This is a genomic window from Vibrio frigidus, from assembly GCF_042465995.1.
Classification (GTDB): domain Bacteria; phylum Pseudomonadota; class Gammaproteobacteria; order Enterobacterales; family Vibrionaceae; genus Vibrio.
Genome location: NZ_JBCDMC010000008.1, coordinates 33,169 through 56,275, shown reverse-complemented (window position 1 = coordinate 56,275; position 23,107 = coordinate 33,169). Strand labels below are relative to the sequence as shown.

Sequence of the window (23,107 nt, the reverse complement as noted above, 5' to 3'; positions counted from 1 at the left end):
AGAAAGTTCGATGTCATTCATTTTTGGAAGTGATCTATAGGAAATTATGGCTGCTAAAGTTCTTGTCGTTGATGACAAGCTAAATGTACAAGCTCTGCTGACGGAAGTGTTAACTTTAAAAGGCTTTGAAGTTGAGTGTGCATCACACGGTATTGATGCCTTGTTGCGACTGAAATCGTTTGCAGCAGATATTATTCTACTTGATATTATGATGCCTCAAATGGATGGCTATCAGTTCATCAAAGAGCTGCGTAAAACAAGTGAGGTTCCCGTTATTATGATCACTGCTAAGCAGCATGAAAGTGATGTTGTTAAAGGCTTTGAACTTGGTGCAGATGACTATATTTTCAAGCCATTTAAAATGAGCGAGTTGATTGTTCGAATATATGCAGTGCTAAAAAGAACAGCGAATGCTTTCTCAAATGAGCCATTAATACGAGCAGGCAATCTTTCGCTAAATACCACCACTCGGGAGGCCTGGTTAGATAGCCAGCTAATACAGTTAACCTTAGTAGAAATAACCCTGTTAACTATATTGATGCGTTCAGCGGAGCATACCGTGAACAAGGAGAAAATCAGTTGCCAGTTAATTGAAAAAGGATACAGTGGTTCTGAATCAACCCTTAAGATCCATATACGTAACCTCCGTAACAAGCTTGAGCTGTTCTCGAACAGTCAGGTCGAGATTGAGTCGGTATTTGGACTCGGTTATAGACTTAAGGCAGTAAAACAATGAGAGTCCCTATTCGACATAAGTTAATAGCAACGTATTTCTTTATTAGCTTATTTACAGCATGCAGTATTTACTTGGTGACATATTTTACTTCGGAACAACGTGTTGCAAAGTTAGCTCAAGATTATCAAGTTTCAGAAATGCTGAATGAGGTACGCAATTGGTATATAGCTGAGAATACCTGGGAAGGGTTCGCTGACTATTTTAAAACGCTTCATCCACCAAAAGCTTCATTGAGTAGTGCTGATAGCCAAAATAAAAATAAAGATAAAAGGGCTGGAATCGTGACCGCCGATCATTACGCCTTGCTTAATTATCTTACTTTCGAAGCAGGCGAACTCATTCCAAAAGCTTATTTGGCTGAGGCTCACCCTGTGAGGTTTAAAGGGAACATCGTCGCATGGGTTATTCCTCCTGAAGCGACGGGAATTAGCTTTAATTCTCGATTACAGGTTGTTCTAGACAATATCCGTGAAGCACTGCTTATTTCCATGGTAGCGAGTATTCTCGCCTCGCTTATCGTGGGTTGGTTTATTGCCAAGTTTGCCATAAAGCCTATCGACTCCCTGACTAAAGCCAGCACAGCGATCGCTTCTGGTGACTTAAATCATCAGATTGAAGCGTCTACTAATGATGAGATAAGCGATCTTGCCCATTCGTTTAATATGATGAGTAAAGAGCTCGCGAACGCCGATATGCAGCGTCGCCAACTTACGGCTGATATAACTCATGACTTAGGCACGCCAATACAAGTGATTTCTGGATACATTGAAATGGCGCAAGATGGTGAGTTAGAGCTTAACCAGCAGCGAGTACGTACTATTGCATCCGAACTAGAACATATTCAAAGACTTATAAAAGACATGAGTACGCTTGTCCAAACAGATGCGAAGACATTATCCATCGACCCAACAATGGTATCCATTCTGACGGTCATTGAGAGAGTGGCAGAGGCACATCAGACGTTATGCCAAAAGAAAAATATTGATTTAACCTACGACTGTAGTGAAGTCATACCGTTAATTCATCTCGATGAGGTTCGAATAGTTCAAGTCTTAAGTAATCTCGTGAGCAATGCGATTCGGTATGTGGAAGAGAGAGGGCGGATTAAAATTGACGCTTCTGCCGACGATAAAGCCTTAACAATAAAAGTCAGTGACAATGGCAAAGGCATTTCGCCTAATGATTTACCTCACCTCTTCGAACGGTTTTATCGAGCAGATTCATCCAGAAGTGGTCATTCTGGCAAAATGGGACTAGGACTGAGTATTTGTAAGGGTTTGATTGAGGTGCAGGGAGGGACAATACGTGTTGAAAGTGATGGGCATTCATATAGCCGATTTATTATCGAATTCCCACTAGATAGAAGTGAGAACTCCGTTTAACTATTAGCTGTAACCCGTTGTTGATAAATCCACTATCCAAGCCAATATGTACCAGCCGCATTAACAAAAAAAAAAGAAGACCATTTATAGAGTTAACTAGTACCCAAAATCCATTCGGTAGGCCTAGGTAGAGAAGTGTATAAGCCACTCAAATGCTAATTTGGCAGACTTGGAGAACATTTTTTGTTAAGTCGATAGCGATAACATTTTTAGTCAACATATTGGAACTCTCGGTTTTTTCTCACTCTCCTTAGTCTAGATTGCTAAAGAGGGAGTGGGCTCCACACGTTAGTTTAGACCTCAAGTTCAAAAAACATGTTCAGGTCTCTTTGGTATAGTAAAAACTACCTTTTTTGTCTTATTCATAGTTATATGTCTACCCAAAAGGTTCGATAAAGTCGGTAGCTACTAAATTGCCTTGATTCGGTTTTGTACCTTCGGTGTTCACACTATGGTCAACACCAAAAAGAACAAGGGGCTAATCTTTTAGAAATTGATTGATGACAGTGTTAGCGTTGTTTTGTGCTGATTGGCTACCTATAATTTCAGGCCAGTGGTCTACCTGATTCGCCAGTGCACCAGTCAACCCTTTCTTACTTCCCCACCAAGCACCTGTCTTAAATTCATCGCTGTTAAGTAGCACATCAACATAACGCTTAGCACCGACATCTACAGAGTGCGCCTTTCCAAGCTTCTGCATCACCCACATTGCGGATTCCATGATAAATCTTTGATGCCAAGGTAGGGATGTCGTTCCAGAAGTGCCACGCGCCATACCAGGATCAACCGTGATAAATCTTTTGTCTAAATGGTCGCGTGCCATACTCATTGTCCATAGTGCGCCCATGAGTTTCACTGAGCCATAAATATCCGTATAGTTTTTGTTTTCAGCAAATTTTTCACCATTAATCACGCTCGTCCATTCTTCAATTGACCCCTGTTCAATAGGAGGGCGGCTTGCACCCACTTCTGGTGCTCCCCTAGCAGCAAAGCTTGCGACATACATAACTGTGCCACCAGTGGAGAGTTTATTGTTATTAATCAGGTGATTAATAAGTTTTACATGTCCTAACACATTGATCGCAAAAATAAACATCACCCCATCTTTAGTCAGTTGAGTTGGCGTTGTTCCTCCTCCACCTCCGGCGTTTAAAATAATTGCATCCACTGGTGCATCAAGGTTGTCGGCAGCTTGACGACATGATTCAACGTCACCAACATCAACAAGTAAAATCTCAAAAATATCCTTACCTGTTGAATCTTCTAATTGGCGGAGCGCCTCTTCAGCACGTTTTTTATTGCGGCATGCTAATACGATTCTCGAAATGCCGTCTTTTTCAGCGAATTGTCGTGCTGCTTCAAACCCAAGTCCCGAGTTTGCACCTGTAATTAAAACTGATGAATAGTTCATAGTGTTTACCATTATTAAAAGGTGTAAAGGTGGCGCAAGGCCATGAATTAATCGTTACAACGTTCTAAAAATCAGTCTTCAATTCTTACGCAACGAACAGAAAACATATAATCCTTGGTGCTTGTAGCTCGTCGGATCTCACCTTTATGAGCATTCCACCAAGAATAAGCGAGAGTTCGAATAATGGCCTTTTTATCAGTCGAAGCGGTTGCGGTCCAAAACTCAGTGTAGGCACCTTGAGTGATGTAAAATCCATTCCACTTCACTCCAGCAGGGCGAGCAAAAAAGCGATGTTTATTGACGATTGATGGTTCAAATTTCTTAAACAAGCCATCGCTTTGGGACTCTTTGAGTTGAGCGCCAAGGTTTTGCTCACCACCTCGCCAACCATGTTGGTCAACTTCCTCTTCAGGCATACCTATATTACGCTCTAACTGTTTCCAATCATCATCGGTTGCTACACGCCAACCCACAGGGCAGAGTTTTCGCTCATCAGAAACATCATGCCAATCGTATAGCCTGCCATACTTCAATAAGTTATCTGGTTTATCTTCAGGGGTTACCCCTGTCCTTACAGCAGAGCCGTCCTGAAATGCAGTACTTCTAAGCCCCTCAGCTAACCAGATTTGATTGCCTATTGTAACGGTACGGTAGATATTCCCTTCGACATCTTGAACCGTCTCTTCAAGTTGGTATAACTCCTTATTAACGTCGTTAGCGAATGAAGTTGTTGCAGAAATCATGCAGACCCCTATGGATAATATGTACTTTTTCATTAATTAGTCCTTGAGTATCAACTTTATACTTCAAGCGGCTGTAAAGATGGGATCAGTTTAATTGGTCGGTGTTAGATAAACTTATACATTTCTATAATTGTCATTATGGATGTATAAATTTAATATAATCAATGATTTATTTGCTTTTGATCTATTTCAAAGCTCATTATTTTTTGGGAAATTAATAAGTTTTCTTGGTTGTTTTACTTAGAATATCTTTAAGCATAGTAGACAAGGCCGGCAGAGGAATCCCTAGCATTGAAAGCCATAAAATCTTCATTGACGTTATTATTATCGACCTTAATCATTATTATCAGTGGCTGTGCCAGCAACGATATATCTCGTGTGCCAATGTATGAATCAGAGCAGTACTACAATTATTTACAGCCTACTTTTGACCAATATGTAGAAACGACAACAGAATGGTTACGGGAGAATCGAGCTTTTATCACTGAACATGACCAGCATGAAATAGAGATAGCGATGAATGTACCTTACAGTAAGGGAGATCCTAGCTCAGAAAAAGCGATCTTACTCGCACATGGTCTTGGCGACTCACCTTTTAGTTTCAGTGATATCTCAGACTCTCTTGCTGAGCAGGGCTTTTATGTGCAGGTTGTACTTTTGCCTGGTCACGGCAGTAACCCTAGACATATGAAAATGGTGAACTATCAGGATTGGCAAATAATGATAGATCACTATGCCCAGCAGCTAAAACAGCAATACGATGAAGTTTGGCTAGGAGGCTTTTCGACGGGCGGTAACTTGGTTTCAATTCATGCATTAGATAATCAGGGAGTGGATGGCTTAATGTTATTTTCACCAGGTTTTCAAACCAGGACGCCAGTACTAGAAAAATTAACGCCGTTAGCAGCAATCTTTACTGAAGGTTGGTTTACAGAAGAGAGCAACCTTGCCAAATATAACTCTGGGCTTCTTGCCAGTGCATTAGCCTATTCAGAAAGTGCTAAGGTATTTCGCAATAAAATCGCAGATCAAAAACTAGACATTCCCGTTATGTTAGTCATATCAGAGGCTGATAGCGTGATTGATGCGAATGCTCTTAATAAGTACTTTGACCAACATTTTACTCATCCGAAAAGTAAGTTAATTTGGTATGGGGAAAACACTGAATTTAACTTGCCGAGAAAAGTAGAGCGTTACTCAATGAAAAGAGAAGATCTTAGAATTAGCACGGCCTCTCACATGAGCCCTTTATTTGCACCTGATAATAGCTACTATGGACAGCAAGGAAAAAAAATAATCTGTGAAAACAGCTTCACCTCTGCTGATGTAGAGGAGTGTAAACAGGGTGAGCAAACTTGGTTTTCAGCATGGGGCTACACTGAACCCGATCGTATTCATGCTCGACTCACTTGGAACCCTTATTACACTGAGTTAGAAAGAACGATGAAAACGGTCGCCCTATAGGTCGATTAGATAAATTATTTGAGAGTAGAGAAATGACCAATACCCTGCACATAAATTCTATTTCAGACCTACATGCGGCGTTGGGGCTAGATGCTCCAACTCACCCGCTCGTGAGTGTTTTCAAACCATCTCAAGTCAAACAGGGAATAAAGGAAGATGTTAAAATCTGTTTTGATCTCTTTCTAATTTCTTTGAAAGATTCCGCTCATTGCACCGTTGGATACGGTCATACAACCTATGATTTTGATAAAGGAACAATGACTTTTATGGCGCCCGGCCAAGAAGTGATTATTAAAGCAACAGAACCACTGGAAGATTCATTGGGTTGGACTATTGCCTTTCATCCTCAGTTGATTGCAAGTTCAGACCTTGATAGCAAAATATCAGAGTTTTCATTCTTTGAATATGAAACGAGTGAAGGGTTACACCTCTCAGAACGTGAGCGTGTGATGAGCACTGATATTGTTTCTAGTATCGGCAATGAAACCGAAATGAATATGGATAAACATACTCAATCGTTGATCTGCTCGAATATTGAGTTGCTATTGAAGTATTGCTCTCGATTTTATGATCGCCAATTTATTGTTCGTACAGATCTAAATTGCCATTACATTACGCGCTTTAATCATTTTTTAGACGCTTATTACCAAAGTGATAAGCCTTTTGAAGAGGGCATACCTACGGTTCAATATTGTGGAAAAGAGATTGGTTTATCGCCTTACTACTTAAGTGACCTATTGAAGAAAGAAACAGGGAAAAATGCTTTAGAGCACATTCATCTGTTTCTAATTGAGCGAGCCAAGAGCCAGATTTCGGAAACCAATCACAGTATTACTCAAATAGCCTACGAGCTGGGTTTTGAGTACCCACAACATTTTTCAAAGCTCTTTAAAGCAAAAACTGGAGTAAGCCCACGGCAATTTCGAAATAATCCAACCTCAACACACTAGCTGTGTTGAGGTTGGACGTTGGGAAAAGAGAAACACTAATATAACCCGCTGAGCGCTAAGTTATCGATATCGTTAGCAAGGTTTGGTTAGCCACTCCGATGGCAGATGTGTTTTCAATGATTCTAACGTTGTTGTTTCCTGTGAGTAGTGACAAGCAAACTCATCACACAACTTTGTTGATGGGTAACAAAATTCAAATCAGTGATTACTGTTGGAGTACCGGTTTGATAGTCAAACAACTGGCCCGATGATTCAATGGCTAGAGCTAAGTGTTCTGCCGGCAAGAGCATCATTAATCAGGGCTAGTCGTATTTTTTGCTAACTCCGTCCATCCGACCGGCACCGCGTTCAACGGTGTTTGATAGCGTTTTTCAATACTGAAACTAATTAATAGCGTTCTAATTTAGAAAGGCATATAACACGTAATTGTCCAATAATGAGTCAAATTGGTGTTTGATAGTAATTTTTATTGAACGGAAACAATTGGCATTTTTAAACACGAAAATGCCCCATTCGGCGTTAGTACAATTACTCTGTTATGGGCATTATCACAGGAATTACTCTAAATTCCCTGATGATTTTCACCTTCACTGTAGTGCTAATTTACTTCCCAAAGCTTTTAATTTGTCACTGAACCTAATTAATGAGAAATGGCAAAACTGCATAGTTACACTTAGGGTAATGGTATTAAGTCGAAGCCGAAAAAATAGAAACTTTTCTAATAAAATTTGTAGAGCTAGCAATGAATCAGTTTGTAGAATATTAGTTTTTCCCTCTGGCCGTCTCCTAGTCAACTAACCGAAACCACTTTTCCATTTATTTTGCGTCTTTTCTGATGCAGGGGCGTCTTATTGATATAACCAATTAATAGGAAACCTCCATGAGCATACCGTTCATTGCTTTGAGCGCACTTTTCTTCGGATTCTACGCGCTTCTAGCGACATTTAAAAAACAGAAAAAAACCTTCAATTATAGAGTGCTAAGCGCACTGGCAGCTGGCTTATTGTTCGGCGGTGTTATTCAAGCGATGTTCGGCGTAGGCAATGTTGCTACGGTGGGCTTTGCTGAACTTATCTCGTTATTTGGTAAGGGTTACATCAAGCTGCTTCAAATGGTTGTGATTCCATTGGTGTTTGTGGCCATGATTTCATCCATTATGAATGTGGATGGTGATGGTGCTTTATCCAAAATCGCACCTAAAATTATCGGTGTATTGATAGTGACCGTGGCTATATCAGCCGCAGTGGGTATCGCGAGCGTATACCTATTTGGTATTGATGCTAATGCACTAGTCAATATGGTGGGCACTAACAGTGCCATTGAAGCTAGGGGCGACTCTTTGCTTGCCACACAAGGTGCCATGGCAAGTACTGGTCTTTCTGGTTTAGCGCTGTCGATTATTCCTGCCAACATATTTGAAATGCTCACTGGGTCTGAGCGTACATCGACGCTATCGACCGTATTGTTTGGCATGTTTCTCGGTTACAGCATCCTACAAGTGAAGAAACGTAAGCCTGAAAAAGTAGAGAACTTTGTCGCTTTCATTAATTCAGCAAAAGAAGTTGTACTGTCTATGGTGCGCGAGATTCTTAAGCTGACACCCTACGGTGTGTTTGCGTTAATGACCTCATTTATGATGACCAATGACATGTTTGCATTGGCTGAGATGGGTCGGTTTTTACTGGCGAGTTACGCAGCCATTGGCGCAATGTTTGTGATTCACTTTATCTTAGTGTCGGTGTTTGGTTTATCTGCGATTACGTTCATGAAAAAAATATGGCCAGTGCTTGTCTTTGGCTTTGGCTCTCGTTCTAGCATGGCGGCAATACCGTTAAACGTTGAAACTCAAACTCAACGCCTTGGCGTTGATGAAGAAACGGCGAATATGTCGGCGACGTTTGGTACCAGTATTGGTCAAAATGGGTGTGCTGGTATTTACCCTGCGATGCTCGCGATAATGGCTGCACAGGTCATGGGTGTCCCTGTTGATATCAGCTTTATTTTGCAACTTATAGTGGTTATTGCGATTGCGTCATTTGGTATTGCTGGAGTTGGCGGTGGAGCGACGTTTGCAGCAGTCGCTGTACTCACCATTATGGGGTTAGACATTACCGTTGTTGCCATTCTAGTTTCAATAGAAGCCTTAATCGACATGGCACGTACTGCACTGAATATTTCAGGTTCAATGCTCTCTGGTGTGATTACCTCGAAGAAAAATGGGTCATTGGATACTGCGCAATATTCTGCTGACAGCGCCGCCATAAAAAGCGATGAAATCGCAGCGTAGAGTCGACTAAAACGTATCAGTATGCAGTACACCTTAAGAGAAGTGCATCGTTAGCGTACGCACTTTTCTTGCCTATCTTGATCAAACTTGGAAACAGAGATGAAAGTAGTCGTTATTGGCGGAAACGCCGCAGGAATGAGTTTTGCCGCAAAATACAGGAGAAACCAACCATCAGATGACGTTGTTGTCATAGAGAAGCGAGATTACCTTTCTTTTGGTGCGTGTGGGTTGCCTTATTTCGTGGGGGGTATGTTTGATGATACCGAGCGAATGATTTCTCGTACCCCAGAGCAGGCGAGAGCCTCAAGGTTAGATGTTCGCATAAACACCGAAATGTTGTCAGTGGATCGAGTTTTGAAGCAGGTTAAGGTTCGTCACCAAGGTATAGAGAGTACGCTTGATTACGATCGTTTGATCATCGCCACAGGTGCACGGCCAGTGATGCTAAATTTTGGCGAATACAATGATGAATTTGTTTATACGTTAACCAGCCAAGAGGATGGGTTTGCGGTAAAAAATGCGCTAAATGACAGCAGTAAACAGCGCGTGGCGGTGATTGGTGCGGGTTTCATCGGGCTAGAGGTGTTTGATGCAGCGCATGGCCTTGGCAAGCATGTGACCATTATTGAACGCGAATCACAGATCATGAGCCAGCAATTTAGCCCTGAGATGATCGACGTTGTTGAAGAGGCAATTCGTGAGTCAGGTGCTGACTTAAAAACAGGCACAAGTGTGTCGGCTATTCGAGATTCGGAACATGGTGGCTACTTCATTGAGACAAATAATGGTGATGTTGAAGTCGATGTCGTGGTTCTATCTCTCGGGTTCAAACCAAACACGGAAATGCTCAGTCTACCTAAAGCAGCCAACGGTGCACTGTTAGTCGATGAATATGGTGCGACGGAAGATGCTCATATCTTTGCTGTGGGTGACTGCGCAGTAGTGCATCATCTAGCGCTTGGCGAAACGGTCTATGTCCCGCTGGCAACCACGGCGAATAAACAAGCTCGTATGATGGCCGACAAATTGGCGGGAAAAGACACGCATATGATGGGTTTCTTGGGTTCGTCGTCATTAAAGGTTCTTGATTATGAATTGGCGCGTACCGGTATTTCAGAGCGGATGGCACACGATCACAACGTGAATGTCAGTGTTTCGACGATAACCGACAAAAACCAAACCGATTACTACCGAGGTCAAGAGGATATTAAGGTCAAATTGATCTATCAGCCAGACACGAAGGTACTTCTTGGCGGCGAAATAATCGGTAAAAAAGGCGCAGTAAGTCGTATTAATGCCCTAGCGGTTGCGATTACCGCTAAGTTTACAACCAAGCAGCTGGGTTATTTAGATTTTGCCTATGCACCACCGCTCTCGCGCACATGGGATGCCTTGAATGTGGCAGGTAATGTCGCGAAATAATGGTGTCGTTATTTTGCGAGTGTTAATCAATTCACACGAGAGAAAAAATCATGGTACAAAAAATTACAAAAGGCATTAAAGCACTGACTGAAGAGGCCCGTAAAACGGTACAAGACATGTCGATTGAGCAAGCGAAAGCACTGTATGCTGATGAGCATCATGTATTTGTCGACGTTCGCGAAGCACAAGAAATTGACAAGCTAGGTTTGATACCCGGAGCCTTCACGTGTCCTAGAGGTATGTTGGAATTTCTTATTGACCCAGAATGCCCAGCGCACAACAAAGTATTCGCACAGGATAAAACCTTTGTCTTCTATTGCGCTCACGGGTTGCGTTCACTCTACGCAGCTAAGCTCGCCACTGAGATGGGGCTGCATTCCGTGAAGAATCTTGCGGGTGGTTTTGCTGCGTGGGAAGAAGCTTCAGGAGCGGTATAAAAGAACCATTAATTGAATCGCTTGGTCTTTGATGCTTTACATTCCATTATAATTCCATCACCATCGAAATATGGTAAGTACGTATTGACAATTGAGGAAAAGCTATGTTAGCGGAATGGATAACACACAAAGACCAACTAAGAAGTTACATAGTGAAAAAGACGGGCGATCTCGACTTAGCGGATGATATTTTGCAGGACGTCTACATCAAGGCCAGCCAAAAGATCGAACAGCTAGAAACAAAAGATAAACTTCAGAATTGGCTGTATCGCATTACTCATAATACGATTATGGATTTCTATCGTAGCCACCAAAACCATGAAGAGTTGGTGGACGATCAAGTGGAAGAAGAAGTCTCTTCTGAGTTAATGAACCTGCAAGCGATGGGCCAGTGTTTACGTCCAATGTTTAATTGTCTGCCCGAAAAATACCGTCAAGCTATGATTCTTGCAGAACTCGATGGGTTATCGCAACAGGCTGTTGCTGATCAATTAGGGTTGTCGCTCTCTGGAACGAAAAGTCGAATTCAGCGTGGCCGTACAAAACTAAAAGATATTCTAACGGATTGCTGCAACATAGAAGCGGGTGGTGAAGGGATCGTAGATTTTCACCCTAAGCCGAAATGTGAAGACTTGGTCAAAAACCAATGCGATGAATAAATTTGCTCATGAATCGGGACTGGTGACCGTTTTGATGATTTTGTAAATACGGTGGTATACAACTGCGCGATTTTGATGATGGCGTAGTTGTGACCGTCGAGTTTTCTTGCTCAATAACACACTCTCTTTTTCGCCCTTCTAAAACGGTTCTCCCATCAGAACTAATTTCAAAAAATGGAGTTAAATTTTGCGTCTTTTTTTGTTTTGCTGCGTCTAAATAGAGTGAATAACACTTTTATCGAATAAGACAAATGAAGAAAGAAGCAAACCCCATTGAAATGAAAACTCCGATTAACGAGTCGCTGTTAGCATTTATAGCAAGTGATGATGTGAAAGAGACCCTGCAAAGTGTTCGCCGCGGTATAGAACGTGAAATGGTTCGAGTGACACCGAATGGTGGGCTTTCTCATCGCCCGCACCCTGAATCTTTAGGCTCTGCACTTACTCACCCGTATATCACCACTGATTTCTCGGAAGCACAGTTGGAGCTTGTGACACCTGCGGTGACGGACAGAAAGGAGACCTTTAAAACATTGGCTTCGTTACACCACTTCGTTGCTTCACATCTAAATGAAGGCGAGTCAATATGGGCGGCGAGTATGCCACCAACCTTACCTTTCGACAGTGATATTGCTATAGCAAGCTATGGCACATCTAATGCGGGCATAGCGAAGACTCGTTATCGTGAAGGGTTAGCGAATCGTTATGGAAAAAGAATGCAGCTTATTTCGGGTATTCATTACAATTTTTCGTTACCAGAGTCTTTCTGGCGGGCACTTCATGCACATACAAAAAGTAAACTGCCGTTAGAAACCTTCATTTCTGAGCGATATTTTCATTTGATCCGTAATGTTCTACGCAACGGCTGGATTATTCCATATCTGTTTGGTGCTTCACCAGCTGTCGACAAGAGCTATCTGCGAGATCAGTCTCACGCATTAGACAGGTGGGACAGCACGACTGACTACTTACCTTGGGCCACATCGTTGCGCTTGAGTAACCTAGGTTATAGCAGTAGTGAGCAATCTCGCTTCCCTATGAGCTTTAATAACAAACAAGATTATCTGACAGGCTTATGCCACGCATTAACTCAGCCAAGTGACCGATACACCCACTTGGCTGAGGATCAGCAGTTGAACGATTCGGTTCTTCAACTCGAAAATGAATTGTATGGTTCTGTTCGGCCTAAAATTGTGAATGCACAAATGCGCCCCTTGGTTGCAATGTGCAACTACGGAGTGGAATACATAGAATTACGCAGTTTGGATAACAATCCTTTCCTACCTTTTGGTCTTGATGAACAACAGAGTCAATTCATTGATCTATTTTTACTGTACAGCGCACTAACACCAAGCCCTGTTATGAGTGAACAGGAAAGTACACTTATTATGGAAAGGCAAGAGTTGGTCGCTACGCAAGGCAGAAAGCCGAGTTTGATGCTGCCAGCCATGAATGGTGAAGTGTCACTGACTGATTTGGCTAAACCACTCATGAGCATGTTAACTGAAATGGCGAGAAGCATGGATACCGCGCAGAAAAATAATGGTTATGAGAAGGCAGTGATGCGTGAACAAGCAAAGTTTGACGACCGTCAGTTAACACCTTCTGCACAGATTCTAGCGGCCATGAAACAAGAAAACGTAAGCTTCACGACATTGATTAAAGGGTATTCAGAAGAACACAAGCAGGGATACCTGAGCAATACGCTCTCTGTGGATGAAATGAATCAATTAGAAACACTTGTGGACAAATCTTTGCTTGAGCAAAAACAGCTAGAGGCAGTGAAAGAAGTGAACTTTGACGAATATTTAACTCAAAAAAGCCTGATTGATTGTGAAGTCCCTCCTCAGGGTGATGTTCCGTTATTAATGTAGGGTCAATCTCACCTATTTCAAGACAGTTAAGAGCAAGCTAATCAATTATGAATATTCTCTGGAAGTTAAAAAATTACCTAAAAATGTTTGGCCGACACTACCTGATTGCCTTTGTGGCATTGCAGGTGGTTGCTTTGGTCAATTTGGTTCCTTCATGGTTGATCGGCCGAATAGTCGATGGCATTAGTGAAGGAACATTAGATACACAAACCATAGCTATCCACATTGCCGGTATTATTGTCTCGGGTGCTGTAATGTACGGTCTGCGTTTTGTGTGGCAAAGCAAGTTATATGGGGCGTCTATTGCGATCACCCGTGTGATTCGCAGTGAGTTATTTCAAAAGTTCTCACAACTATCACCAGCATTCTATGATCGCCGTAATACGGGTGACTTGATGGCGCATGCGACCAATGATCTGAACGCCGTCGAAGAAACCATGGGCATGGGAGTTATGACCCTAGTGGACTCTTTCATCGCAGGCATGACCGTCATTTTAGGCATGATCTTTGTTGTCAATGGCCAGCTTACCGCTGTTGCGCTGCTTCCCTTTCCACTATTAGTGCTGATTACTCGTCGTTATGGTGTGAAGCTGCATAAAGCTTTTGGCAAGGCGCAGTCTGCGTTTTCTGACTTAACAGAAGAAACGCGTGAAACAGTATCGGGCATTCGAGCGGTTCGTTCACACGGTATTTCTGATCGTCAAGAACAGCGCTTTGGAAAAACCTTAGATGACGCAGTAGACGCAAACCTTTCAGTTGCGAAAGTGGATGCGGCGTTCGGTCCAACCATACAACTGGTCTATGGATTGTCGTTTGTGATCTCTCTTGCATACGGCGCATGGTTAATTGAGCAAGGTAACATCACGGTCGGGCTCTTCACAACCTTCACCTTATATCTTGGTCAGTTGCTTGGTCCATTTATGCAGTTCGGTTGGCAATTTAATGTCTTTCAACGAGGCAAGACATCATGGTGTCGGCTAGAACAATTGTTTGCTGAAAACATGGAAGTGGTCGAAGGTGATAAAATATTAGCCAAAGATGCGGATGCGAGTATGTCTTTCGATATTCGTGAGTTCGTCTATCAACAAGCCAATCGAAGAGTGCTTGATAGCGTTAAATTTGAACTGCCGTCGGGTGGGTTAGTTGGCATTACTGGACCCACAGGCAGTGGTAAAAGCACACTGCTGCATCTGGCTTTGCGTCAATTTAAACTTGATGCACCATCAAGCATCCACGTCTCAGGTATGTCAAGCGACAGCCTAACGTTTGACTCCTTACGTCGTAAACTGGCTTGGGTTCCTCAAAAGCCGCACTTATTTTCCGGCACTATCGCAGAGAATATTGCGTTGTCGAAACCGGATGCATCGCAGATTGAAATTGAGTATGTGGCTGATATGGCCGGCATTCGAGCAGAAATTGAAGCGATGCCTGATGGTTTTGACACACTACTTAGAGAAGGGGGCACCAATCTATCGGGCGGTCAAAAACAGCGTTTGACACTTGCTCGAGCGCTATTGTCGGGCGCTGATATCCTGTTGTTAGATGACCCATTCAGTGCGTTAGATATGAAAACAGAGGTGCAAGTTCGTCAAAATTTAAAGGCGCATTATTCCCATAAAACGATGCTGCTTGTCACGCAGCGGTTAACCAACCTTATCGAAGCTGATCATATCTTAGTATTAAATGATGGTCAGGTAGAAGAGCGTGGATCTCACCATGAATTAGTGGCAAATCAAGGTTGGTATTCTATGGTTTATCAGCGTCAAAGTCAGTTAGGAGGCACAGGCACGTTAGCGGACACCGAAGCATTGGATGAACATCCAAACGGTACTTTGAGTGTTAGCATCCAGTCTGATCCTGAGGAGACAAACCATGAAAAATAATACCCTTTATCGTCGGTTGTTGACGTTCTCATTGCCGCACAAAGCCCGTTTTGGTTTTGCCTTTGTGATGTTGGCGTTTGCGGTGAGTGCTGAAATGGTTATCCCATGGTTGGCGAAAATTGTACTCGATGAGGTTATTGTGCCTCAGCAAATTGAATGGCAACAGCTTATCATTTTGATTGGGCTGGTTATGTTTTTCTATGTGCTTGCTGCGGTGTTTGGATATTTACAAGCAGTAGCGTTTAAACACGGTGCATTGCTGGTGGTAAAAGATGTCCGGGAGCAGCTATTCCGTCATGTATTGAACTTTCCAATCGCGACATTCGACAAATTGTCTACGGGTAAGCTTGTCTCTTACATTACCAACGATACTGAGTCGCTACGAAATATGTTCGTGTCGACGCTCCCAACCGTGGTTCAAGGTGCCTTGCGCATCACGGCTATTTTCATTGCTATGGCTTTGTTGGACTGGCGATTGATGTTGTTGAGCTTGGTGTTGATCCCCGTGTTGCTTACGACCATGCACCTGTATCGAAAAATTTCATTGTCAGTGTTTGATGGTATTCGAGTTCAAGTTAGTAACATTAACGGACAAATAAACGAGTCATTACAAGGTATGGCGTTGATTCAAGCGTTTCGTCAAGAAAAAAGCTTCCAAGCTAAGTTTGAGAAAGAAAACCAAAGCTGGTTTAACTTCCGAACGAAGTCAGTGGTCATTGATAGTTTTATGTTGTTACCACTGACACGTTTGATTGCGACGCTGACCGCAGCAGGTATTGTTGCTTGGTTTGCAGGTGCTTCAATGTCGACCGTTGTTGAGATTGGTACGTTATATGCCTTTTTGAATTATGTTGAGCGCTTCTTTGACCCGTTCCGACAGCTATCGATGGAACTGCACAAATTGCAGGTGGCCACTGTGTCGTCGAAACGTATTTTTGAGCTACTAGACGATGACTCTGACGTACATCATCAAGTACTGCCAGAAGTGAAGATCAACAGTAGTATTGATATTGAGTTCCGTCATGTCACCATGGGGTATGAAGAAGATAAACCCGTGCTTAAACACGTCAGTTTTACCGCAAAAGGTGGCGAGTTTACTGCGATTGTGGGTCATACCGGCAGCGGAAAAAGCTCCGTGATCAATCTGTTGATGCGTTTTTATCAGCAGCAGCAGGGCGACATTCTCATTGGTGGGCAATCGCTTCAGACACTGCCAGAAGGTCAGTTGCGTAAGTTGTTTGGTTTAGTATCGCAAGATCCAACTATCTTTAATGGTTCAATCGTGGATAACATTAACTTATCTCACGGTGTTCCAACTGCAGGCGAAACGGGTGCTAACGAAATAGTGAAGAGCCGTGATAAAGCGATCAGCGCAGCCGAAATGGTGCAAGCTGACCGCTTCATTCATCGTTTACCTGATGGTTTTGATCACAAGCCAGGCAATGGTGGCGCCTCACTCTCGGTTGGTGAAAGACAGTTATTGGCGTTAGCACGGGCAATTTCTCATGATCCGAAAATATTTTTACTTGATGAAGCGACGGCGAATATCGACAGTGAATCGGAAGAAAGAGTAAAACAGGCGCTTGATAATATCCAAGACGGTAGAACCGTGATCACCGTTGCACACCGTTTATCTACGATTCAGAACGCCGATCAAATTTTGGTGATGAACAGTGGCAAGATTGTACAAAGAGGAACACACCGTCAGCTGATTGGTCAAGATGGTGACTACCGAGATTTATACCTTGCTCAAAAAACGCAAGAAGAAAACGAAACTCAGAACAGCACGCTTGGCCTAACGTCCGTAAGCGCAGCATAAGTGATTAAAATATGACGAGTAATAACATTATGAAAAGCCTAACTATGCACACCAACTCAATTGATAACGGTAAAAAGCAATTTGTATCCCAGCAAGTGATTGAAGACATTCTTGAGTGGGAAATCATGCACGGCGTAGCGTTTCGTCAGGCTGACAATACAGCAAGACACGTACCATTTAGCATTGCACCGATGACAATGGAACGCTCAACGTACGATCACCTACGCAAGGTCACGCCATTGATTGCTAAATTGGTGAGCAACGTATCTGAGGATCATCACTTTTTGCAAACGTCATTAAGCGATATGGCGAAAGCTGATCCCTTTTTCGGTCGCTTGATGGAGCTTCACCAACAAGTCCACGGTGATGCAGCAGACCCTAAGCAACCTGCTCGTCAGCCATTGTTATTAATGAGAACAGATTTTATGGATGACCGCCAACACGGTGCAAAAGTCATCGAATTTAATGGTATAGCAGCGGGAATGGGTCCCTTTGGTCAACGTGCTTTCGAGTTGCATAACTTTGTTAAAAACCAATGGAATGATGTTTACCGAGAATGGTTAGAAGATGATTCAACAACCCCCGCCGATAATCAAGGATTGGATCAATTGGCTCTGGGCATTGCAACAGCTGCAAATAAGGTTCAAGCCTATTTTTCTAATGTTGAAAACCAAAATTCTGATCAAAAGCCGACGTTCTTAATGATCGTTCAGAAAGGTGAAGACAATGTTTATGACCAACACCTTTTAGAGGTGGCATTGCAAAAGATCGGCGTTCGTACTGTCAGGCGCACATTCGAGCAATTGAGCACCCAGCTTTCAAGTGGTGATAACCAACGTCTGATTCTTGATGGTGTTGGCGCTATTGATACTGTGTATCTGCGCGCTGGCTACCAATATACAGACTACTGGGCACCGGAGCTGAACGAAGACATTTGTTGTCATACATTAAGCCAAACTCGTCTGTTTATTGAGAAGCATTATGTGGCGATGAATGCCACCATCAGTCAACAATTAGCCACAAGTAAATCGATGCAGATGCTACTGACGCAAATGCCAGTCGAAGCGTATGCTCACTGGGGGTTATCGCTTGAGGAGGCCAATCTAGTCAAAAGCGTGTTGGCGGATATGAAGTCCATTACAGCAGAGAGTATTGAATGGTTTAATGCGAGTGCAGACAAAATAGAATGGGTACTTAAAAACCAAGGTGAAGGCGGTGGCCACTGCGTGTTTGGTGAAGATATTAGTGCCACTTTGGAAACGTTAAAACCGGAAGAATATGATGCGTGGGCACTGATGCAGCGTTTGTATCCCCATGAACGCGACACCCCAACCATTGCCGTTCGAGATGGTAAGCAAACGTTGGTTCGCGATCTCGTTAGTGAAGTGGGTTTGTTTACCGCGCATTACCAAGGCGAGCCCGTGACTGAGAATAATGGTTATGCAGGTTACCTAATACGCAGTAAACCCGCGAGTGAAAATGAAGGAGGTATCCATAGTGGGAGAGGGATTTTGGATTCATTGTCGATAGTGGATTGAATCGAGTAATTGTCGTGTCATATTTATTATTATCTATAATTCTGGTATTATCGAAATATAGATAATAACTATCCGAGGTATACATGCTATCAGAATGGTTAATGCATCAAGCGCAACTTAGAAACTACATTGCTAGGAATGTGGATGACTCCCATGCTGTCGAAGATATTCTGCAGGATGTCTATATTAAGGCGAGCATGAGCTTTCATCAGTTAAAATCCAAATCTAGTGTAAAGTCTTGGCTGTACCGTATTACCCATAACGTAATCATGGACTTCTATCGTTCACAAAAAATATATGATGAACTGCCCGAAGACGTAGCTGAAGAAAGTGTGCCGGCTGAAGAAGCGAATCTACTCGCGATCGGGCAATGTTTGCGTCCGATGCTCCAGTGTCTGCCAGAGAAATACCGCGTCCCTTTGACATTGGCAGAATTAGAGGGTATGACCCAGCAGGAGGTTGCGGATAAACTTAACTTGTCGCTCTCCGGTGCAAAAAGCCGAGTGCAGAGGGGAAGGCAGCAGTTCAAAGAACTGCTGATACATTATTGTAATATCGAATCAGGTCGAGAAGGCATCATTGATTTTTACCCAAAACCAGAATGTAAGCACTTAGACACCTGCCAGAATCTATCCCCAGTAGTTAAATAACAAAGCAATAGGAGAGGCTCTGGTTTTCAGAGTCTCTCATCGCAAAAAACCAACTCCGCTTACATGGTTAACACCATACGAAACTCCACTTCCCCGGAACGCATTTTTTGATAAGCCTCATTGGCCTTTTCCAGCGGCATAGTTTCTATTTTGGGCCTCACACCAGACAGCATACTAAAGTTAAGCGTTTTCTCATTTTCAAATGGTGAACCGGTAATAGACCCCATAATACTACGCTCTCCTGCGATCATCGGTCCGAACGGAACCGCGAGAGGTTCATGACTGAATCCGAGCAACATTATCCGCCCCTGAGGAGATAGAGTTGGTAGCAGAGAAGCGATAGTGGATGAGCTTGTCGTCGTGGACAAAATTGCTCTGGCCCCACCCATTGCCTGTAATCTCTCTGCAGCATCCTCTTCGTTACTATCGATGTAGATATGAGCCCCAAGACCTATTGCCTGTTGTGAGATAGCTTTACCCCGACCGATAGCAACCACTTTAAACCCCATTTTGTGTGCATATTGAATGGCCATATGTCCGAGGCCTCCTACGCCATGTACCGCTATAACATCTCCCGCCTGCGCCCCCGATTTTTTTAGTGCATTAAACGTCGCAATACCTGCGCACAAGATGGGCGCGGCAACTTGTGATTTAAGCCCGTCTGGAATCGAGACTAATCCGGTTGCTCGCGCAATCATCATTTCAGCATAACCACCATCCTGAGTTGAGCCGACAAATGGCTGCTCTCTACAGAGCTGAAATTGTCCACTTCGACATGCTTCACAGTGATTACAATGGCCTCCAAGACGCCCAACGCCTACTCGCTGCCCGACCATCCAGTATGGGTTCACTCCGGATCCAGTCGCCACAATGCGGCCGACAACCTCGTGACCGGGTACGCGAGGCAACTCAAGATCGGATTTTGGATTTTCAATATCACCGACATCAGCACCGCAGATGCCACATGCTTCAACTTCAATCAACACTTCTCTAGGCCCTGGTACTTGTATCGGACGTTCTACCAGTTCGAGAGTGCCGGATTTTGATATTTGCATTGCACGATAAGTTGTTTTCACTTTTTTCTCCATAAGTTATCTGAGTATCAGCTGCATCACGAAATATAAGCTGGATAAGCTGCTTGTAATTTAAGACGGTGAAATACGGCATAAGACGCAAAAAATTTATCCACCCAAACAAGAAATTTTGTGTCTTTTTGTTTTAGCTCTCGTCTTAATTTGTACCAACCGAGTAAAACGGAGAAGAACATGTTTAAAGTTGAACCAGATTATAGAGACGCACCAAGTAAGTTTATTAAAAGTGATAGCCAGATGCTAAATCAGATCTATGGTACTGATGATGTAGTGCCGTACTGGATAGCAGACATGGAATTTCCTATCGCTTCTCCTATCACGAAAGCCATGCAAGAGCTGGTAAACCGAGAGAGTTACTCTTACGAGTTTGATTCAGAAACCGTGTTTGAGGAGATAGCGAACTGGAATAAAAGAAGGCACGGCTTGGACCTTCTCCCTAACCAGTTTGTTCAGGTGCCCGGGGTTCTCAGTGCTATAGCGTTGCTAATCAGAGAGTTCTCGGAAGCCGGTGAAGGCATTCTTATTCAGACGCCTGTCTATCATCAGTTCCGCCGCTTGATTGAATCAGCCGGAAGAAAAGCTGTAGGTAATACGTTAAAAGTTGAAGGCGACCATTATGTGATGGATTTTGAGGCCTTTGAACACCAGTTACAAAATGAGAACGTCAAGATGGTTTTGCTGTGTAATCCTCATAACCCGGTGGGTCGGGTCTGGAAAAGAGAGGAGCTGGAAAAGTTAGTAGATATCGCGAAGAGATATCAGACACTCATCGTTAGCGATGAGGTACATGGAGACATAATCTTTGATGGGGTTGTATTTACCAGTCTTTCAGCGCTGAAGTACGAAAACAGCATCACAATCATCGGGTCACCGGCCAAGAACTTTGGCCTGAACAGCATCAGCAACGGTTATATCTACAGCGATAACTCAAAGCTAAAAGACAGGATCAACGCAACTGTCAGTTCTATGTCTCTAGATCACGGCAACGCCTTTACTACTTATGCAACCGTCGCAGCATATCGCCATGGTGAACAATGGTTCGATGCGTTTCTGGACTACACCCAGAATAACCGCAATTGGATTATAGATTTTATGCGCGAGCAGCTGCCACAAGTAAAGGTGTTTGAACCACAGGGCACAAATCAGATCTGGTTTGACTTTTCAGGACTGAATCTATCGCCGGAAATACTGAAAACATTACTGGCTAAAGAGGCCAAGCTGGCACTGGCTCCAGGTACTTGGTTCGGCGAATCGGATGAAAACTATTACAGGATGAACTTTGCAGCTTCTATTGACCAGATCATGTCATCACTCACTCACCTCAAAATGGCAGTTGAACGCACGCAGAAATAACCCATACAGAAACTAACTACTGTTAATAATATGAAAAACTAAGAACCAATAGTTATGAAATCAGAAAACAATAGTAAAAGTGGATAGTTACCTATCATAAAACTGCTATTGGGAATTGCGGTTGGCTCTGTAGCTGGCTTATTTGCCAGTGAAAACGTGATGACTGTGATTATGTCCGTCAAGTATGTTGTCGTGCAGTTTATCTTCTATACCGTACCTTTGGTCATTATCGCGTTTATGTCAGCACTGGTACTAGCCATATTGCCGGGTGTGACGGCGCTCGGCACAAAAGGAGAACTGATGGAAAAAGCACTGAATGAGTTTGAACGCATGATGATGGTCCAGCTTATTCAACAGCGGTTGGAACAATGTCCAGTGCCGCGACACTTTCTGTATCTTTAAATAGCGCCTAATGCATATGACGGGAAATATTCGAAGGCCCCATCGGTCTACGGTATAATGTAACCTGCATTTTGGACCTAAGATATGGGATGAGAACATCGTCAAAATTAGTTATTAACACCATCGTTATTTGTTAGTTGCCCAACATTCTGTCTAGTGCTAACATTTGTACTCACATAAGGTATGGAGCATATCATGGACACTAGAATCCAGTTTCGTGTTGATGAAGAAACGAAGCGACTAGCTCAACAAATGGCTGAAAGCCAAGGCAGAACATTAAGTGATGCTTGCCGTGAGCTAACAGAGCAACTAGCAGATCAACAGAGGGAAACTTTATCTCATGACGCGTGGTTGACTGAGCAAGTAAACTTGGCTTTTGATAAGTTTGATTCAGGAAAAGCAGTTTTTGTTGATCACGAATCTGCCAAATCTCGTATGGCTGAACGTAAAGTTAATATTCGTAACCGAGGAAAACGATGATTTTGTGGGAAGAAGAGTCTCTTAACGATCGCGAAAAGATCTTTGAGTTTCTTTATGACTTCAACCCAGAAGCTGCTGATAAAACAGATGAGCTCATCGAATCCAAAGTTGAAAATCTTTTAGAACAGCCTTTAATGGGAGTACAAAGGGAGGGTATTAGGGGGCGACTGCTTATTGTTCCTGAGATCTCAATGATTATTTCCTACTGGATTGAAGGCGATATCGTTCGTATCATGCGTGTACTACACCAAAAACAAAAGTTCCCAGTGGACTAGTTATGTCTATTATGCAACTAACATCATTTAGGTCTACTGTCTGTTAGTGGGAAGGAACAGTTCTATGAGCGATACGGTTACATCAGCCGACCGAAAAATCAGCTTGGCCACGGAATGTGTAAGTTTACATAATATCAAACGAGCGTTTGCCCTACCAGAAGTTATCAAAATTCAGCAAACCCAGAAGTTATGCTACATGGAGTAATCTAACCCATTAGCTATTTCACTAACCTATTGATTTTATGTTGAAG

At 43.0% G+C, this 23,107-nt stretch carries 21 protein-coding genes; 18 read left to right on the top strand and 3 right to left on the bottom strand.

What is annotated here, in order from left to right:
• Positions 1-46: 46 nt before the first annotated feature.
• Both AACW90_RS14710 and AACW90_RS14705 read left to right on the top strand, forming a co-directional pair.
• Entirely contained in the window at positions 47-736 is a 690-nt protein-coding gene (locus AACW90_RS14710; RefSeq protein WP_390235772.1) for a response regulator transcription factor, read from the top strand.
• The gene (locus AACW90_RS14705; RefSeq protein WP_390235770.1) at positions 733-2,118 is read left to right on the top strand and encodes a HAMP domain-containing sensor histidine kinase; all 1,386 of its coding nucleotides are present in this window, start codon (positions 733-735) and stop codon (positions 2,116-2,118) included. The genes AACW90_RS14710 and AACW90_RS14705 overlap by 4 nt, the downstream gene beginning before the upstream one ends.
• A 478-nt stretch (positions 2,119-2,596) precedes the next feature.
• On the opposite strand, the gene AACW90_RS14700 is transcribed toward AACW90_RS14705, so the two are convergent.
• Together AACW90_RS14700 and AACW90_RS14695 are read right to left on the bottom strand one after the other, a co-directional pair.
• Positions 2,597-3,529 (bottom strand): SDR family NAD(P)-dependent oxidoreductase, encoded by a 933-nt coding sequence (locus AACW90_RS14700; protein WP_390235768.1) that lies wholly within the window; start codon positions 3,527-3,529, stop codon positions 2,597-2,599.
• A 71-nt stretch (positions 3,530-3,600) separates the two neighbouring features.
• On the bottom strand, positions 3,601-4,305 hold the full coding sequence (locus tag AACW90_RS14695) for a fibrobacter succinogenes major paralogous domain-containing protein (RefSeq protein WP_390235767.1): 705 nt from the start codon (positions 4,303-4,305) through the stop codon (positions 3,601-3,603).
• Between the two features lie 258 nt (positions 4,306-4,563).
• Here AACW90_RS14695 and AACW90_RS14690 point away from each other — a divergent pair, with 258 nt between their 5' ends.
• The 11 genes from AACW90_RS14690 (at position 4,564) to sigZ (AACW90_RS14640) (ending at position 19,255) form a co-directional block, all read left to right on the top strand.
• Complete coding sequence (locus tag AACW90_RS14690) at positions 4,564-5,736, top strand: alpha/beta hydrolase (protein ID WP_390235765.1); 1,173 nt, start codon at positions 4,564-4,566, stop codon at positions 5,734-5,736.
• 32 nt (positions 5,737-5,768) lie between these two features.
• On the top strand, positions 5,769-6,686 hold the full coding sequence (locus AACW90_RS14685; protein WP_390235762.1) for a helix-turn-helix domain-containing protein: 918 nt from the start codon (positions 5,769-5,771) through the stop codon (positions 6,684-6,686).
• An 880-nt stretch (positions 6,687-7,566) separates the two neighbouring features.
• Positions 7,567-8,973 carry a cation:dicarboxylate symporter family transporter gene (locus tag AACW90_RS14680; RefSeq protein WP_390235760.1) on the top strand — a complete coding sequence of 469 codons (1,407 nt, stop codon included), beginning with the start codon at positions 7,567-7,569 and terminating at the stop codon, positions 8,971-8,973.
• Between the two features lie 99 nt (positions 8,974-9,072).
• The gene (locus AACW90_RS14675; protein ID WP_390235758.1) at positions 9,073-10,395 is read left to right on the top strand and encodes a CoA-disulfide reductase; all 1,323 of its coding nucleotides are present in this window, start codon (positions 9,073-9,075) and stop codon (positions 10,393-10,395) included.
• 50 nt (positions 10,396-10,445) lie between these two features.
• Complete coding sequence (locus tag AACW90_RS14670) at positions 10,446-10,832, top strand: rhodanese-like domain-containing protein (protein WP_390235756.1); 387 nt, start codon at positions 10,446-10,448, stop codon at positions 10,830-10,832.
• Between the two features lie 104 nt (positions 10,833-10,936).
• On the top strand, positions 10,937-11,491 hold the full coding sequence (sigZ, locus tag AACW90_RS14665; protein WP_390235754.1) for an RNA polymerase sigma factor SigZ: 555 nt from the start codon (positions 10,937-10,939) through the stop codon (positions 11,489-11,491).
• A gap of 251 nt (positions 11,492-11,742) precedes the next feature.
• Positions 11,743-13,365 (top strand): glutamate--cysteine ligase, encoded by a 1,623-nt coding sequence (gshA, locus tag AACW90_RS14660; RefSeq protein WP_390235751.1) that lies wholly within the window; start codon positions 11,743-11,745, stop codon positions 13,363-13,365.
• A 47-nt stretch (positions 13,366-13,412) separates the two neighbouring features.
• Complete coding sequence (locus AACW90_RS14655; RefSeq protein WP_390235749.1) at positions 13,413-15,248, top strand: ABC transporter ATP-binding protein; 1,836 nt, start codon at positions 13,413-13,415, stop codon at positions 15,246-15,248.
• Positions 15,238-17,067 carry an ABC transporter ATP-binding protein gene (locus tag AACW90_RS14650; protein WP_390235747.1) on the top strand — a complete coding sequence of 610 codons (1,830 nt, stop codon included), beginning with the start codon at positions 15,238-15,240 and terminating at the stop codon, positions 17,065-17,067. The genes AACW90_RS14655 and AACW90_RS14650 overlap by 11 nt, the downstream gene beginning before the upstream one ends.
• Positions 17,068-17,111: 44 nt before the next feature.
• Positions 17,112-18,605 (top strand): glutathione synthase, encoded by a 1,494-nt coding sequence (locus AACW90_RS14645; RefSeq protein WP_390236322.1) that lies wholly within the window; start codon positions 17,112-17,114, stop codon positions 18,603-18,605.
• A gap of 83 nt (positions 18,606-18,688) precedes the next feature.
• Complete coding sequence (gene sigZ / locus AACW90_RS14640) at positions 18,689-19,255, top strand: RNA polymerase sigma factor SigZ (RefSeq protein ID WP_390235745.1); 567 nt, start codon at positions 18,689-18,691, stop codon at positions 19,253-19,255.
• Positions 19,256-19,314: 59 nt separating this feature from the next.
• Here the strand turns inward: sigZ (AACW90_RS14640) and AACW90_RS14635 are convergent, their stop codons facing one another.
• Positions 19,315-20,331 (bottom strand): alcohol dehydrogenase catalytic domain-containing protein, encoded by a 1,017-nt coding sequence (locus AACW90_RS14635; RefSeq protein WP_390235743.1) that lies wholly within the window; start codon positions 20,329-20,331, stop codon positions 19,315-19,317.
• Positions 20,332-20,520: 189 nt separating this feature from the next.
• Between AACW90_RS14635 and AACW90_RS14630 the strand changes: the two genes are divergently transcribed.
• The 5 genes from AACW90_RS14630 (at position 20,521) to AACW90_RS14610 (ending at position 23,061) form a co-directional block, all read left to right on the top strand.
• Complete coding sequence (locus AACW90_RS14630; protein WP_390235740.1) at positions 20,521-21,699, top strand: MalY/PatB family protein; 1,179 nt, start codon at positions 20,521-20,523, stop codon at positions 21,697-21,699.
• 159 nt (positions 21,700-21,858) lie between these two features.
• Positions 21,859-22,101 (top strand): hypothetical protein, encoded by a 243-nt coding sequence (locus tag AACW90_RS14625; protein WP_390235738.1) that lies wholly within the window; start codon positions 21,859-21,861, stop codon positions 22,099-22,101.
• A gap of 195 nt (positions 22,102-22,296) precedes the next feature.
• A complete protein-coding gene (locus tag AACW90_RS14620) occupies positions 22,297-22,581 on the top strand; it encodes a type II toxin-antitoxin system RelB/DinJ family antitoxin (protein WP_390235713.1) in 285 nt (94 codons plus the stop codon).
• Positions 22,578-22,856, top strand: coding sequence for a type II toxin-antitoxin system RelE/ParE family toxin (locus AACW90_RS14615; protein WP_390235736.1), 279 nt, complete (start codon positions 22,578-22,580; stop codon positions 22,854-22,856). Before AACW90_RS14620 ends, AACW90_RS14615 begins: the two co-directional genes overlap by 4 nt.
• A gap of 64 nt (positions 22,857-22,920) precedes the next feature.
• A complete protein-coding gene (locus tag AACW90_RS14610; RefSeq protein WP_390235734.1) occupies positions 22,921-23,061 on the top strand; it encodes a hypothetical protein in 141 nt (46 codons plus the stop codon).
• Positions 23,062-23,107 lie beyond the last annotated feature (46 nt).